13 protein-coding genes are annotated in these 13669 nt (G+C 46.4%); 7 read left to right on the forward strand and 6 right to left on the reverse strand.

Annotation, left to right across the window (positions count from 1 at the left end):
* Together ABY044_RS02275 and ABY044_RS02280 are read right to left on the reverse strand one after the other, a co-directional pair.
* A partial coding sequence (locus ABY044_RS02275; RefSeq protein ID WP_373017734.1) for a lipase family alpha/beta hydrolase occupies positions 1 to 1541 on the reverse strand: 1541 nt, incomplete at its 3' end.
* A gap of 231 nt (positions 1542 to 1772) precedes the next feature.
* Entirely contained in the window at positions 1773 to 2198 is a 426-nt protein-coding gene (locus ABY044_RS02280; protein ID WP_373017736.1) for a peptidylprolyl isomerase, read from the reverse strand.
* 68 nt (positions 2199 to 2266) lie between these two features.
* On the opposite strand from ABY044_RS02280, the gene dnaQ reads away from it, so the two are divergent.
* Positions 2267 to 2968 (forward strand): DNA polymerase III subunit epsilon, encoded by a 702-nt coding sequence (dnaQ, locus tag ABY044_RS02285; RefSeq protein ID WP_373017738.1) that lies wholly within the window; start codon positions 2267 to 2269, stop codon positions 2966 to 2968.
* Between the two features lie 120 nt (positions 2969 to 3088).
* Here dnaQ and rnhA read toward each other — a convergent pair whose 3' ends face one another.
* Positions 3089 to 3532, reverse strand: a complete 444-nt coding sequence (gene rnhA / locus ABY044_RS02290; protein ID WP_373017741.1) for a ribonuclease HI — start codon at positions 3530 to 3532, stop codon at positions 3089 to 3091.
* On the reverse strand, positions 3520 to 4377 hold the full coding sequence (locus tag ABY044_RS02295) for a class I SAM-dependent methyltransferase (RefSeq protein WP_373017743.1): 858 nt from the start codon (positions 4375 to 4377) through the stop codon (positions 3520 to 3522). Before ABY044_RS02295 ends, rnhA begins: the two co-directional genes overlap by 13 nt.
* A 98-nt stretch (positions 4378 to 4475) precedes the next feature.
* On the opposite strand from ABY044_RS02295, the gene gloB reads away from it, so the two are divergent.
* Genes gloB through ABY044_RS02310 form a run of 3 tightly spaced genes read left to right on the forward strand, consistent with a single transcriptional unit; the run spans position 4476 to position 9161 of the window.
* Positions 4476 to 5291 carry a hydroxyacylglutathione hydrolase gene (gloB, locus tag ABY044_RS02300; RefSeq protein ID WP_373017745.1) on the forward strand — a complete coding sequence of 272 codons (816 nt, stop codon included), beginning with the start codon at positions 4476 to 4478 and terminating at the stop codon, positions 5289 to 5291.
* Between the two features lie 53 nt (positions 5292 to 5344).
* Complete coding sequence (locus ABY044_RS02305; RefSeq protein ID WP_373017747.1) at positions 5345 to 7156, forward strand: LysM peptidoglycan-binding domain-containing protein; 1812 nt, start codon at positions 5345 to 5347, stop codon at positions 7154 to 7156.
* Positions 7140 to 9161 (forward strand): transglycosylase SLT domain-containing protein, encoded by a 2022-nt coding sequence (locus tag ABY044_RS02310; protein WP_373017749.1) that lies wholly within the window; start codon positions 7140 to 7142, stop codon positions 9159 to 9161. Before ABY044_RS02305 ends, ABY044_RS02310 begins: the two co-directional genes overlap by 17 nt.
* A 359-nt stretch (positions 9162 to 9520) precedes the next feature.
* Here ABY044_RS02310 and cysS read toward each other — a convergent pair whose 3' ends face one another.
* Complete coding sequence (gene cysS / locus ABY044_RS02315; protein ID WP_373017751.1) at positions 9521 to 10888, reverse strand: cysteine--tRNA ligase; 1368 nt, start codon at positions 10886 to 10888, stop codon at positions 9521 to 9523.
* 282 nt (positions 10889 to 11170) lie between these two features.
* On the opposite strand from cysS, the gene ABY044_RS02320 reads away from it, so the two are divergent.
* From ABY044_RS02320 to ABY044_RS02330, 3 genes are all read left to right on the forward strand, one after another.
* Positions 11171 to 11770 carry a peptidylprolyl isomerase gene (locus ABY044_RS02320; RefSeq protein ID WP_373017753.1) on the forward strand — a complete coding sequence of 200 codons (600 nt, stop codon included), beginning with the start codon at positions 11171 to 11173 and terminating at the stop codon, positions 11768 to 11770.
* A 41-nt stretch (positions 11771 to 11811) separates the two neighbouring features.
* Positions 11812 to 12315, forward strand: a complete 504-nt coding sequence (locus tag ABY044_RS02325; protein ID WP_373017755.1) for a peptidylprolyl isomerase — start codon at positions 11812 to 11814, stop codon at positions 12313 to 12315.
* Between the two features lie 178 nt (positions 12316 to 12493).
* Positions 12494 to 13240 carry a UDP-2,3-diacylglucosamine diphosphatase gene (locus ABY044_RS02330; RefSeq protein ID WP_373017757.1) on the forward strand — a complete coding sequence of 249 codons (747 nt, stop codon included), beginning with the start codon at positions 12494 to 12496 and terminating at the stop codon, positions 13238 to 13240.
* Between the two features lie 77 nt (positions 13241 to 13317).
* Here the strand turns inward: ABY044_RS02330 and ABY044_RS02335 are convergent, their stop codons facing one another.
* A complete protein-coding gene (locus ABY044_RS02335) occupies positions 13318 to 13662 on the reverse strand; it encodes a hypothetical protein (RefSeq protein WP_373017759.1) in 345 nt (114 codons plus the stop codon).
* Positions 13663 to 13669 lie beyond the last annotated feature (7 nt).

Below are 13669 nucleotides of genomic sequence, written 5' to 3' on the forward strand. Positions count from 1 at the left end.
AGCCAATCCTTGACCACTTTATATTTTGGAGGTTCCTCCCCTTTTACGACGCGGAGAAACCTTTCCTGTTCCGGATAGAAGGGTTTGAGGGTTCCCTTAGAAACAGCCATCCAGTATTTCCCCATGGTATGAATGACATACTGGCTTTGCGGGCTATAGTCGTTCGTTAACTTCACATCATAGCCACCTTGACGGAATACCGCCAAATGAGATTCAGGGAAGAAGTTCTTTACCCGGTTCATACGTGTGAAGAGAAAATCGATCATCTCTTCATTTTTCAGAATCCCCGTATGACTGCTTTCAAAACCGAGCTGTCCCGTCGCTTGCTGCTGTGCCTCTAAGCGTAATTGACTCGAAAGCGGCACAACGCCATCGCTGTTTTTGCTGATTTTCAAAGTGGCCGGGTTGTCATAGGCATAGAACAGTTGATGCTCGACCGTTTTCGGCAAAGGCTTCCTGAAGAGTTCTTTGATAAACCGACTTTCCGGGTTTAAGTCGCGCCAGGAAGGCAATACGATCAGCCCATGCTTTTCACCTAATGCCGCAGACGGGTGTCCGCCAAAGGGAGAGGCAATCGTAACCACCAGACCGATTTTATTCTCTTTCTGATCACTGTCATATTTATTCAGGGCTTCCCTCACGATCAACCCGCCCATACTGTGCGCGACGATAATCATCGGCATCTCATTCAGTTTGATCACTTTTCCGAACAGGAATATCCTATGAAAGAATTCTGCCAATTGGTTCAAGTCGCCACCCGAAGGATAGTAGAAAAACCAGGGTTTATAGCGTTTACGATCAAGTCGGCTGACGATCGTTTCAAAATCTCTAACGGAACCGCCGATACCATGCACAAATACCACTGGTATTTTATAGGCAAGGTCTTCTTCCAGAGCGTAAAACATCGTTGGTGCTTTTTCCAGAAAAGACGCAGGATCGTACATGCCTAACGTGGCCATGTTTTCGGAAAACAGAGGGTCTTCAAGACTGCGTATGCTTCCGGTTGGAAAATATAAAGATTTTTTAGGCTCGGCGAGATTCGGTTTTGAAAACGTCTCCACCCAGTCAATACGCTGAGAGGATGATAACTCGACGTTAATTCTATCCAGAACCTTATCCGGCGAGGTCGTCTGATTCAAAGAGATCGTTTTCTGACCGACCACTTCCGTTGAATCAAAAACCTGATTATTGTCCAGGTCGGCAAAAACCAGCAGTTGATAATCGCCTTCAGGCAAATTCAAACCGAAATGGGTTCCCGCTCCGGCAAAATACATCGTATCGACACGTTCGTTTGCTTTGTATTTGCTCGAATAAGCGGCTACAGCAAGGGGAATACTGGTATATCTAGATTTTTTGTCGATCGTTTGACCGATTACAAAATAAGTCTCTCTATCAATCATGTGTTTCAGATTGACCTGCCCAGGATCCGCCTGTTGAATCTGGGCGTACTCAGCCTGGATCGAAGCATTCTTCATGTAAGAGCATGAACTGAGGGTAATGAGTGTAGAAATCACAAACAGGGAGACCAAGATATTTTTCACACTGAACGCCCTTCTCCACAATAACTACTCAAAAAAACAAAGAATTACCCTGTGAATACTACTTAAATATCCCTCCTTTTTCTAGAGCATCATCTGATATAAAAGGGAATCAAGAGCATGCAAATGAATATTATTTTTTACGAGATAGGTTTTTATGAAATGTAGAGTATTCCAAACAATAAAAAAGCCTCACTAGGAGGCTTTTTTATTGTTCGAGTGTTAAATAGACTATCAATCTACCGTAAGCACTTCCACTTTGTAGTCCAACGTCTTACCGGCTAAAGGATGGTTGCCGTCCAGATAGACCTTGTCTTCGCTTACTTCGGTGATTTTGAAGGTCAACGTATTTCCGTCAGGGTCTTCCGTCTCGACAGATGAACCAACTTCGATTTCAACGTCGTCGTCGAAATTTTCAGGACCGGCGAATACCAACAAATCATCGTTAACCGGACCGTAAGCTTTTTCTGGTTCCAAAGTCACTTTCGCTTCGAACCCGGCTTCTTCGCCCTGCATCAACTCTTCCAAACCTGGAATGATTTCGCCTTCGCCTTGAATGTAGATAACCGGCTCACCACCAAAAGTACTGTCAATTACTTCACCCGACTCATCACGCAGTTCGTAATGAAAGCTGACACGGCTGCCTTTTTTAATTTTCATAACTGTCCTTTTCTATCAAATTTTGCATTAGAATAACTTGCAAACATTTTACAGCAAAGAGAAGTGGAATGCGTCAGATTATATTGGATACGGAAACCACCGGGGTTGAACCGCAAAACGGCGACCGCATCATTGAAATCGGTGCGGTGGAAATGATCAAACGCCGTTTGACTCACAACAATTACCACCAATACATCCAGCCGGAACGCGAAGTGCCGCAAGAAGTTATTGAGGTTCACGGAATCACCAACGAATTCCTTGTCGGCAAACCAGTGTTCGCTGAAATTGTGGACGATTTTATGGAGTACGTTTCCGGTGCGGAATTGATTATCCATAATGCGCCGTTCGATGTCGGTTTCATCAATAACGAATTGTCGTTGCTACCCAATAATAAATGGGGGCGTCTGGAAGACCACTGCACCATTACCGATACGTTGAAGATGGCGCGTAAAATGTATCCCGGACAACGCAACTCATTGGATGCGTTATGTAAACGCCTGATGGTGGACAACTCCGGTCGTACGCTTCACGGCGCCCTACTCGACTCCGAGATTCTAGCCGACGTTTACCTGAACATGACCGGCGGACAGACTAATCTGTCGCTTAACGCCGACGAGAACGAAGGCAGCGAACGTGATGTTTCGGCTCATAAAATCAGCCGTGATCGTTTACCGCTTAAGGTTCTTTACGCTTCGGACGAAGAACTGGGACGCCATCAAGCCAAATTGGAAGAAATCACCAAAAAAAGCGGCGTTGAATTAAGCTGGTAACAACCAATACCGGTTTCTAAATTCCGAAAACAAACAGGCCCGGTAAGAATCATTCTTACCGGGCCTGTTTTGTATTAATCGGCTTTAAACAGTCTTAAAGAGACCGAACGGATTTGAAGTTTACTTGTTGGAAAGCAACTCGTCGATCGCCTCGTTCGCCAACTCGTCCACCCGTTCGTTTTCCGGATGGCCTGAATGCCCTTTCACCCAGAACCATTCGACTTTATGACCATCTAACGCTTTATCCAAACGCTGCCACAATTCCTGATTCTTTACCGGCTTGTTCGCGGCGGTTTTCCAGCCTTTCTTTTTCCAGTTATCCATCCACTGGGTAATGCCGTTTTTGACATACTGCGAATCGGTGGTCATTTTCACGTGACAAGGTCGAGTCAAGGCTTCAAACGCCTGAATCGCCGCCATCAATTCCATCTGGTTATTGGTCGTATTCGCCTGAGAACCTTTCAACTCTTTAACATGGTGATTGAAACGCAATAATGCACCCCATCCTCCAGGCCCCGGATTGCCTCGGCAACCGCCATCGGTAAAGATTTCTATTGTTTGCAATTTACACTCTCTTTCGCTTTCAACTTATTCTGTTTTGCATCGATTCGTCCGGACACAATCTGATTCGGTTTGGCAAAGCCCAACCAACGCGCTTTCTGCCAGCTTAATCCGACCATTCTCGGAGCATCGACTCGTTTGCGCGCAACAATACAATAGACATTGCCAAACTGCAAACCAATCCGATTCAAATAGGCTTCCAGACGTTCCAGAATTCGCCAGCCCAACACGGAATCGGAGGTCGTCGTACCCGCATAACAGGAAATGGTACTGTAACTGACGGTTTCGATATCGTAACCCAACACTTCCAGCCATTCGATTACCTTACCACTTCGCACCAGATTGGCTTCGCGCAACATTTTGTTTTCCCTGGACAACCGGCTTTTGATAATCGCACAGGCATACGGATTGAATCCGGTTAACACCAAATGCCCTTCCGGAACCAACATTCCGTCGACCTGACGCAACAGATAGTGCGGATCCTGAACGGTTTCCAAAGTATGCGGCAACAACACCACATCGGCGGATTCCTTGGCAATCGGCAGATAATCCAAATCCGCTTTCGCCCAATTTATTTCATGTGTTTGCCGGTCATTATTTTGCGCGGTCTCAACGGCACGGCTTTTTTTGATAAGGTCATAGTCCAACTGATCGTCTAAGATCAGCTTATTCGATACGCGACTGCTCTGAATCCACTCACTGTCGGAAGTGCAGCCCAACTGCACGAAAAAATATCCGAAGAGGTTTGCAACGGACTCTTTAACCAAATGACGTTCCTGCTCGTAAAGCAGCCGTCCGCTCGGGGTTCGATACCATTGTTTCAAAAACCGCTGAAAACCTTGATTCACCGCAACTTCTCCGGGTTTATTTACTGATAAGTATTGGATAATTTTGTTAGAATGGGTTCAATTATATCAACTCCATACACAAAGAAAGACAAGGTTATATGAAGATCATTGGAATACCTGCTCTGGTCGGCAGTTACGACAATTACATTTGGGTTCTTTCCCAACAACAAAACGCCTGGGTTGTCGATCCCGGTGAATCGATCCAAGTGATCGATTTCCTCAAACAAAACAACTTGTCTTTACAGGGTATTCTCATCACCCATTTCCATCACGATCACGTCAACGGCATTGCCGATCTTAAAGCCGCTTTTCCCGATTGTGAAGTCTACGGTCCTGAGAAAACCGCCAACGATTTCATTCAACACCGCGTCAAACAAGATGACGAAGTTCGTCTATCTCCCGAATTGAAACTCAACGTACTGGATACTCCCGGACACACCGACGATCACATCGCCTATTACAATTCGGACATGTTGTTTTGCGGCGATACCTTGTTTACCGCCGGTTGCGGGCGACGTTTCACCGGCACTTTCTCGCAGTTTGCAGAATCGATTCTGAAATTAAGAGCGTTGGACGATAACATCGGCTTTTATTGCGCCCATGAATACACCGTCAGCAACCTCAAGTTCGCCTATTTGGTCGAACCGGAAAACGAAGCTTTGCGCCAACGTATTCTCAAACTCGACATCCGCTACCCGCAGAATCATGAGGGTGCGCAATCGACGCTGGGCGAAGAAAAAGCCACCAATCCGTTTATGCGTTTCGACACCCCGACGATCAAAGCCAAATTATTGGCGAGAGGCGCCCAAGACAATTCCGAAAGCCTTTTCAAAACCCTGCGTTCATGGAAAGACGAATTGGATCAATCCGGCGAATTAGACGACCGGGATTTAATTTCAATGGTCACGCCTTAAGGTCAACGCACCGAATAAGCAAATAGCGACAAAATAGAGCAAAATCGAAAACAATGAAACCGTTAAGAAACCAGACACAAAATACGATCACTTCCGTTAAGGCGAACTTTTTGCTCAAACCGCTACTGGCCAGTTTATGCAGTTTGGGGCTGCTCGGCGGCTGCGCTCAACTGCCTCAAAACCAAACCGACCAGACCATCCAGACGGATGCCTACGCCGCGCAGAACGGTCACGGTAAAACGGCCAAAAACTCACGCAATCATAATCACGTCGACGTTGTCGTAACCCAAGACCTGAATTTACTGGATCAACCGAAACCGGCCATTGTCTCTTACGACAACCTTTGGGACGAAATCGCCTCGCAATTGAAGCTGGGCGATCACCATCTGGATGACTTTAACGAATATTTGAACTTCTACCTGAGAAACAACCGTCATTTAACGCGTGTGTCGGAGCGAGCCAAACCTTATTTGCACTACATTGTTTCCGAAGTCAAAAAACGTAACATGCCATACGAAATCGCATTGTTGCCGATTATCGAAAGCGGTTTTCAGCCCGAAGCGCGTTCGCACCAAAGAGCGGTCGGTTTGTGGCAGTTCATTCCTCAAACAGCACACCTTTACGGCCTTGAAAAGAACTGGTGGTACGACGGTAGACAAGATATCGTAAAAAGCACGCAAGCCGCTTTGGACTATCTACAAAAACTCTACAAATTGAATAACGACGATTGGCTGTTGGCGTTAGCCTCATACAACGGCGGCATCGGAAATGTCTGGAAAGCGGTTAAAAAATATCAGAAAAAACACCCTGAAAATACCGCCCCAAGTTTCTGGGAAATCCGTCATTACCTGCCGAAAGAGACTCAGCACTATGTACCGCAACTACTGGCCGTCTCTTACGTCATTAAAAATCACGAAGAATACAACATCACGCTTGAAGAGATCGAGAACAAACCCTACTTCAATGTCGTCAAACTCGACAAACAGGTTGCTCTGGATATGGTGGCGTCAATTTCCGACACGCCAAACGAACTGCTCGCCCTGCTGAATCCGGGTTACCTAAGACCGGCCACACCGCCGAACGGTCCTTACCACATCGTATTGCCGCTGGAAAATCACATGCAATTCGAAGACCAGATCAGTAAAGACGATTCAATCTTCGACATCCAGTGGACCCAACACAAAATAAAGTCCGGCGACACCTTAAGCGAGATTGCCCTGAAGTATAAAACCTCGGCCAGCGCGATCAAAAAGCTCAACCACATGAAAAACAGTTCGCTTCGCATCGGAAAAACTTTGATGATTCCGATTCCGCAACATTACGCCAAAGTTTTCGTGCAAAAAGAGACCCAAAAACCGGAATACAAAGGCCCTAAATCCATCCATACGGTACGCTCGGGCGAATCCTTATGGACGATTGCACACTTCTATAACATCGATACTAAAACCTTGTGCAAATGGAACGGCATCGACGTTAAAACGCCTTTACGTACTGGGCAGAAATTGACGATACGTTCCGATCAGTACGGCTACCAAACGGAATATACGTTGGAAAAAGGCGATAGCTTATGGACGGTTGCCAAGAAGTTCGACGTAACGACTCAACAACTTAGCCGTTGGAACGGCATCAGAGCCAGCAAGGTTCTTCAGCCCGGCATGAAACTGACCGTATGGCAGCCATCCGACAGCAAGAAACCGACGGCCAAATTCCGTAATTATGTCGTCAAGGCAGGTGACAGCTTATGGAATATCGCCAAGGCAAACAACCTTTCAACCAAAACGATTGCGCGCTACAATCAACTTAAAGAAAAAGCATTTCTAAAGCCCGGCCAAGTCCTGAAAATACCTTATGATCAAGAGACTTAATACCACACAGCAGACACAACACACCCTTCTAAAGGGTCGGTTGTCTGCTGTCTGGATGGCTGTTTTTACCCTGCTTCAACTGACGGCTTTGCTATTTGGCTCATCGAGTCCGGCTCTAGCGGCCAGCGCTCTGACGGAAAAGCAACAAACGTTTCTTGACGCCTACCAAGCCATCAAGATCAATGATCGTAAAGCCATTGCCAATTACAAGGCCAAGCTCAAAGATTACCCGCTCTACCCTTATGTGCTTTATCACGATTTTCGATTGCACTTCAAAAGCACGCCCAGCTCTTTGGTTCTTAAATTCATCGACGATAACCGAAACAATTATCTAGGCGATAGACTGTACACTAAGTGGCTCGATTACCTGGCCGAAAACCGCCAATGGTCGCAATATCTAAAGCACTATAAACCGCAAAAAGACCGCGATCTGCAATGTTATTTCGCTCAAGCGCAAGCCAATAACAAACAACTGAACTCCGCTCTGAAGTCGGCGCAAAAACTCTGGCAAACCGGCCGGGAACTCAGCAAAGCCTGTGCACCGTTGGATAAACTGCTCAGAAAGCACAATCAACTGACCGGTTCGATGATCTGGCACCGCATTGACCTGGCAATGCAAAAACACCGCACGACATTGGCCCAAAAACTCTCTAAGGACCTTTCCGCCAAAGAGCGCAAAATGTTCAATCATTGGCTGGCCGTGTACAAGAAACCGGAAGAGATTCTAAAACCGCTGCCTAAAGAGATCAGTCCGGTCGTCAAAAAACAGATTTTCACTCAAGCCGTGAAACGCTTGGCGAATGAAGAACCGGAACAGGCACTGAGCAGCTTAAAACGATTTTACAAACAATACGGCCTTTCTCCACAACAGTACCGTAGCCTGCAACAAAGCATCGCCTTACGCAGTGCCTATCGCTACAACCCTAAAGCAAGTGAATACCTCCAGGCGGTAAACGGCAACGGCGCGGCTTCCGAAGACAGTTTAAGATGGCAGGCGCAAATCGCCCTTAAAAACTCCAACTGGCGCTTACTGCTTGAGACCATTGAATTAATGGATCACGAACAACAGTCCGAAAAGCAATGGTTATACTGGAAAGCCCGTGCTTTAGCTGCAACCGGCCAAATCAATACGGCCAATGTGATATACCGCACACTGGCGAAACAACGTAATTTTTATGCGTTCCTGGCCGCCGACATCCTTAAAACCGACTATCAGTTCAATCCCGATCCGGTCAAGCCGATCGACAGCCAAGCGTTGATTAAAAAATATCCGCAATTACAACGCATGCAAGAACTCTTGGCGATCGACTGGATCATCAGTGCCAAACGGGAATGGTACAGCCTTCTGGATCGTCTAGAACCGACCGAACTGCATGCGGTCGCCATCCTGACCGACCAATGGAATCAACATTCAATGGCGATCAGTACTGCAGCCAAGGCACAAAAATGGAATGATTTAAGCATCCGCTTCCCGACTCCGCACAAGACTCCGGTCATGCGCAGTGCTGAAAAACACGGTGTCGATCCGGCCTGGGTTTACGGTGTAATCCGCCGTGAGAGCGCTTTCTCGCAAACGATCCGTTCATCGGCGGGCGCTATCGGGCTGATGCAGCTCATGCCTAAAACCGCCAAATACATCGGCCGCAAAATCGGCATTAAAAAAACCAATTATTCAGAACTGATCAAACCGCAATCCAATATCGAACTGGGCAGCGCCTATTTAAGCTACCTATATAAGAAATACGACGGCAACAAAGTGTTGGCGACCGCCGCTTATAATGCCGGGCCTCAACGCGTGGATTCCTGGCTGCCGACCGATCAAAGCCTTCCGGCGGATCAATGGATCGATTCGATTCCCTTTTCGGAAACCCGCGCTTATGTCAAAGCCGTGCTGGAATACACCACTATCTTCAAATCCCTTTTGAATAAGAAGTATGACCGTCTTCAGGATGTGATGCCTTATATCCAACCCGTTCAGGCAGAAACGTCAAAAGACAACAAATAAGCTTTCATACAAAACACTCCAGCCTTTCTAAAATTAATAAGAAAAAACGACCGCAATACACATGGATGAAATGAAACCATTTGTATAAAAAGGCATGGAAAAAAGCGACAGAAATTTGGGGCAAAAAAAACCCCAGTGGACAACTGGGGTTTAAACATTATCTCATATAGAAATAATCAGAGGAGGATACTCATGAAGAAACATGAATGTGCAAAGTATATTAGCGTTTCCTAATCTAGTCAAGTATAAATATTTATTTTTTAATAATATTTAACGTTTTTTCATACACTTACTAAATATAAGGATATAAGCATATTCTAAAATACCACCCTCCTACGCATAAAGATCAACCTCTCGAATCAACCTCTACGCCACGTCGTTCCTTCGGCAGAATCCAACAATTCAATCCCCTGCTCCAACAACTGATCACGAATTTCATCCGAACGCGCAAAGTTCTTTTCGGCACGCGCCTGTTTACGTTCTTCAATCAATGCTTCGATCTGCTCGTCACTGAATTCGGAATCCGTCGGTTGGGATTTAAAGTAGGTTTCCGCATCCTGCATCAACAAACCGATTTGGTTCGCCAACTTAACCAATAGACCGGACAAGCCTGCATCCTTCTGCTTATTAACCTCTTTAGCCAAATCAAACAGAATCGCCATCGCTTTAGGCGTATTGAAGTCGTCGTTCATCACGGCCATAAAGTCCGCTTCAAATTGTGAATCGGAGACCGGCTCGCCCGGAGCAACCGTTTCAATCGCGGAATACAAACGTCCGACACTGGCTTTTGCCGCTTCAAGGTTTTCTTGCGAATAGTTGACCGGGCTGCGGTAATGGCTTGCCAGCAGGAAGTAACGAATCACTTCCGGATGGTACATTTTCAACACTTCACGAATGGTGAAGAAATTGTTCAATGACTTCGACATTTTCTCGTCGTCGATGCGCACGAAACCGCAGTGCATCCAGGTGTTCACATAATGCTCGCCGGTAGCACATTCCGATTGCGCGATCTCGTTCTCATGGTGAGGGAAAGACAAATCCATACCGCCGCCATGGATATCGAAATGGTTGCCCAGACACTTGGTCGACATCGCCGAACATTCGATGTGCCAGCCCGGACGTCCGCCGCCCCAGTTTGAATCCCAAGCAGGTTCGTTCTCTTTTGACGCTTTCCATAAAACGAAATCCATCGGATCCTGTTTGATTTCATTCACTTCGACACGCGAACCGGCTTCAAGCTCTTCCAGATTCTTTCCGGACAGACGGCCGTATTCTTTAAAAGATTTTACTTTGAAATAGACATCGCCGTTTTCGGCCGGATACGCATAACCTTTGTCGATCAACGTCTGAATCATATGTTTGATTTCATCCATATATTCGGTCGCTTTCGGCTCCATATCGGGACGCAACACATTCATCGCCGTTTCGTCGGTATGCATTTCCGCAATCATGCGCGTCGTCAAATCTTGAATCGACTCACCATTTTCCAAAGCGCGTTTGATGATCTTGTCGTCGATGTCGGTGATGTTACGCACGTAATTAACGTCGTACCCCAAACTTCTCAAGTGGCGCACCACCGTATCGAACACCACCATCACACGCGCGTGACCGATGTGGCACAAGTCATACACCGTCACACCACACACATAGATACCTACCTTGCCTGGGTGAATCGGAGTGAACGTCTCTTTTTGACGGGTTTCGGTGTTATAAATCTGCAATGCCATAATGCTCTCTATGCCTGTTCTTCAAATTTGCTAAGGGGGTGTAGTGAACTTGACCGGATCCGTTCAGTTTTAAAAACGCTATCCGGTATCTTCCGACGGCTGCAATACGGCCTTTTAACGGATTTAATCATGCTCACTCATTGCGCCGTTTGCACCACCAGACCACCCAACGAAATGCTAATTTCGCCAAAAATTAACCGTGGAGTAGTTGCACAAAGGGCTCTAATGTTAGAATGTCGCCTATTGTACCTTAAATGACATTTTATTCGGAGTGAATCAGACATGACCAGACGACTATTTTTAGCGCTACAAATCGCCCTTTTAGGGCTTTTTTTAAGCCCGGCTACTCAAGCGGAATCCTCTACCGCTGAAAAAACCGACAACCCTCAAGTCATGCTTGAAACCAATATGGGTAACATCTTGATTGAACTATACCCTGACAAAGCACCTAAAACCGTCGAGAACTTTTTGGCGTATGTTCATGAAGGTTTCTATGACGGCACGATCTTTCACCGCGTGATTCCAAATTTCATGATTCAAGGCGGTGGATTCACCGAAAACATGAATAAGAAAATCACTCGCGCACCGATCCAAAACGAAGCGGATAACGGGCTGCGCAACCAGATCGGAACGGTAGCTATGGCGCGTACCAACGACCCGCACTCCGCCACGGCGCAATTCTTTATCAACGTCGCACAAAACAGCTTCTTGGATTTCCGTGAAAAAACCGCTCGCGCATACGGCTATGCGGTTTTCGGTCGCGTTATCAAGGGGATGAAAGTGGTCAACCAGATCCGTCAGGTCAAGACCGGCTTCAATAACGGGCATGGCGACGTACCGGTTACGCCTGTCGTGATCGAAAAAGCGCGTCAGATCAAATAAACGAACTCTAACTCTATAACTGATAAAACAAAGGAACAACAATGCCTAAAGTGATTATTCAAACCACCATGGGTGACATTACCGTTGAATTAGACGCCGAAAAAGCGCCGATCGGTACCGAAAACTTTATTCACTATGTCATGGACGGTTTTTTTAACGGCACCCTATTCCACCGTATTATTCCAAACTTCATGGTTCAAGGTGGCGGATTGCTTCCTGGCATGGAAGACAAACCATCCGGTGAGCCGATTGAAAACGAAGCGGATAACGGTTTGAAAAACGAGCGCGGCACCATCGCCTACGCACGTACGATGGATCCTCATTCGGCAACGACTCAGTTCTTCATCAACCTAAAAGACAACTCTTTCCTTAACCACAGCGGTAAAGACACGCAAGGTTGGGGTTATGCCGTATTCGGTAAAGTGGTTGACGGTATGGACGTTGTGGATGCGATGGCGAAAGTGGAAACCACCAGTCGCCGCGGCCATCAGGACGTTCCGGTTGAAGACATTCTAATCACCAAAACCACGTTGATCGAAGACTAATACGCTTCAAAATCGACTTTCAACCGACGCTTTCAAAGTACCGGTTCGATAAAAAACCGACGGATTCTTAACGGAACCGTCGGTTTTTTTTATTTCCCTCTCCCGTTTTTGTCTTTTTTGTTTCACAAAATGTATTACGGCAAACCATTCCACGCTCCGGCTCTGGTAAAATCACCGCATGAGCACACATACCTTATTCATTGCCGACGTCCATTTGCAAACGGAAACCGATCATCCGATCAATTTGGCGTTTACGGAATTTCTGACGCACGAAGCACCTAAGGCAGAAGCCCTTTATATTCTCGGCGACCTGTTCGAGATGTGGGTGGGCGATGACATCAGTATTCCACTGTATCAAACCGTCATTGAGCATTTTAGAAAACTGACCAAAAGCGGTATTCCAATTTACCTATTGTTCGGCAACCGCGACTTTTTAATGCGAAAAGGGTTTTGGCGGAACACCGGTATTCAACCGCTGAAACAATTAGAAAAGCTAACGATTCACGGTCAACAGCTGTTATTAATGCACGGTGACATGCTTTGTACCGACGACCGCGAATATCAGAAAATGCGCAAGATTTTGCGCCACCCGATCGTCACTTGGTTATTCTTAAGACTGCCGCAGAAGAAGCGGTTGCAGATCGGTCATAACATGCGAGAGAAGTCCAAGAAATTCAGTCAGAACAAGACGGAAAACATCATGGATGTGAACCCTCAGGCGGTTAAGAAACTTTTCTCGGAATATCCTGAAGTCGATCATTTGATCCACGGACACACTCATCGTCCGGCGCATCATCTAATTGAAGTAGACGGTAAGAAAAAAAATCGCTGGGTATTAGGCGATTGGCGCCCGGAAACGAAAATCATCAAAGTATCGGAAGAAAGCGGCGTCGAATTGCTCGACTACCCTTTCAATGAAAAATAAACTTTAAGACCGAACGGCAAAACGCCGTTCAAGTGGAAAGACCGGATTTAAAAAGTTAAGTTCCGGCTAAGACCCTGTCATGCATCCAACTTAAGAAACTTAAAGTGCAACTCGCCGTTGTCATCCACGGTAAAGCGCACTTTTTCGTTAACGCGCCCCGCTTCCTGCGTTCCGGCGCAAGTCCAAGCGATCTGCCAGTCATAAGAATAATCGCAACGATAGAGGTGATCTTTCAAATACTCAACCCCATCAATCGTCATATTCCCAGAAAAGCTTGCGGCTTGACTGATATGCGACAAATCCTGAACAAACTCGTTTTGCAGTTCGGGCAGACGTTGCTGGATGCTCTCCTTTAACAATTCAGCTAACGCTTCGCCATGCTCCACATTTGAATTCGCCAATTCCGAAAATACGACTTTCATGCTTGTT

The sequence above is a fragment of the Thiomicrorhabdus sp. genome (genome assembly GCF_041583835.1).
Taxonomy (GTDB): domain Bacteria; phylum Pseudomonadota; class Gammaproteobacteria; order Thiomicrospirales; family Thiomicrospiraceae; genus Thiomicrorhabdus.

What these genes read in the sequence shown, in the direction of transcription:
- ABY044_RS02280 (WP_373017736.1), bottom strand. Translation starts at nt 2,198, where the DNA reads ATGAAAATTAAAAAAGGCAGCCGTGTCAGCTTTCATTACGAACTGCGT.
- dnaQ (WP_373017738.1), top strand. Translation starts at nt 2,267, where the DNA reads ATGCGTCAGATTATATTGGATACGGAAACCACCGGGGTTGAACCGCAA.
- gloB (WP_373017745.1), top strand. Translation starts at nt 4,476, where the DNA reads ATGAAGATCATTGGAATACCTGCTCTGGTCGGCAGTTACGACAATTAC.
- ABY044_RS02305 (WP_373017747.1), top strand. Translation starts at nt 5,345, where the DNA reads ATGAAACCGTTAAGAAACCAGACACAAAATACGATCACTTCCGTTAAG.
- ABY044_RS02310 (WP_373017749.1), top strand. Translation starts at nt 7,140, where the DNA reads ATGATCAAGAGACTTAATACCACACAGCAGACACAACACACCCTTCTA.
- cysS (WP_373017751.1), bottom strand. Translation starts at nt 10,888, where the DNA reads ATGGCATTGCAGATTTATAACACCGAAACCCGTCAAAAAGAGACGTTC.
- ABY044_RS02320 (WP_373017753.1), top strand. Translation starts at nt 11,171, where the DNA reads ATGACCAGACGACTATTTTTAGCGCTACAAATCGCCCTTTTAGGGCTT.
- ABY044_RS02325 (WP_373017755.1), top strand. Translation starts at nt 11,812, where the DNA reads ATGCCTAAAGTGATTATTCAAACCACCATGGGTGACATTACCGTTGAA.
- ABY044_RS02330 (WP_373017757.1), top strand. Translation starts at nt 12,494, where the DNA reads ATGAGCACACATACCTTATTCATTGCCGACGTCCATTTGCAAACGGAA.
- ABY044_RS02335 (WP_373017759.1), bottom strand. Translation starts at nt 13,662, where the DNA reads ATGAAAGTCGTATTTTCGGAATTGGCGAATTCAAATGTGGAGCATGGC.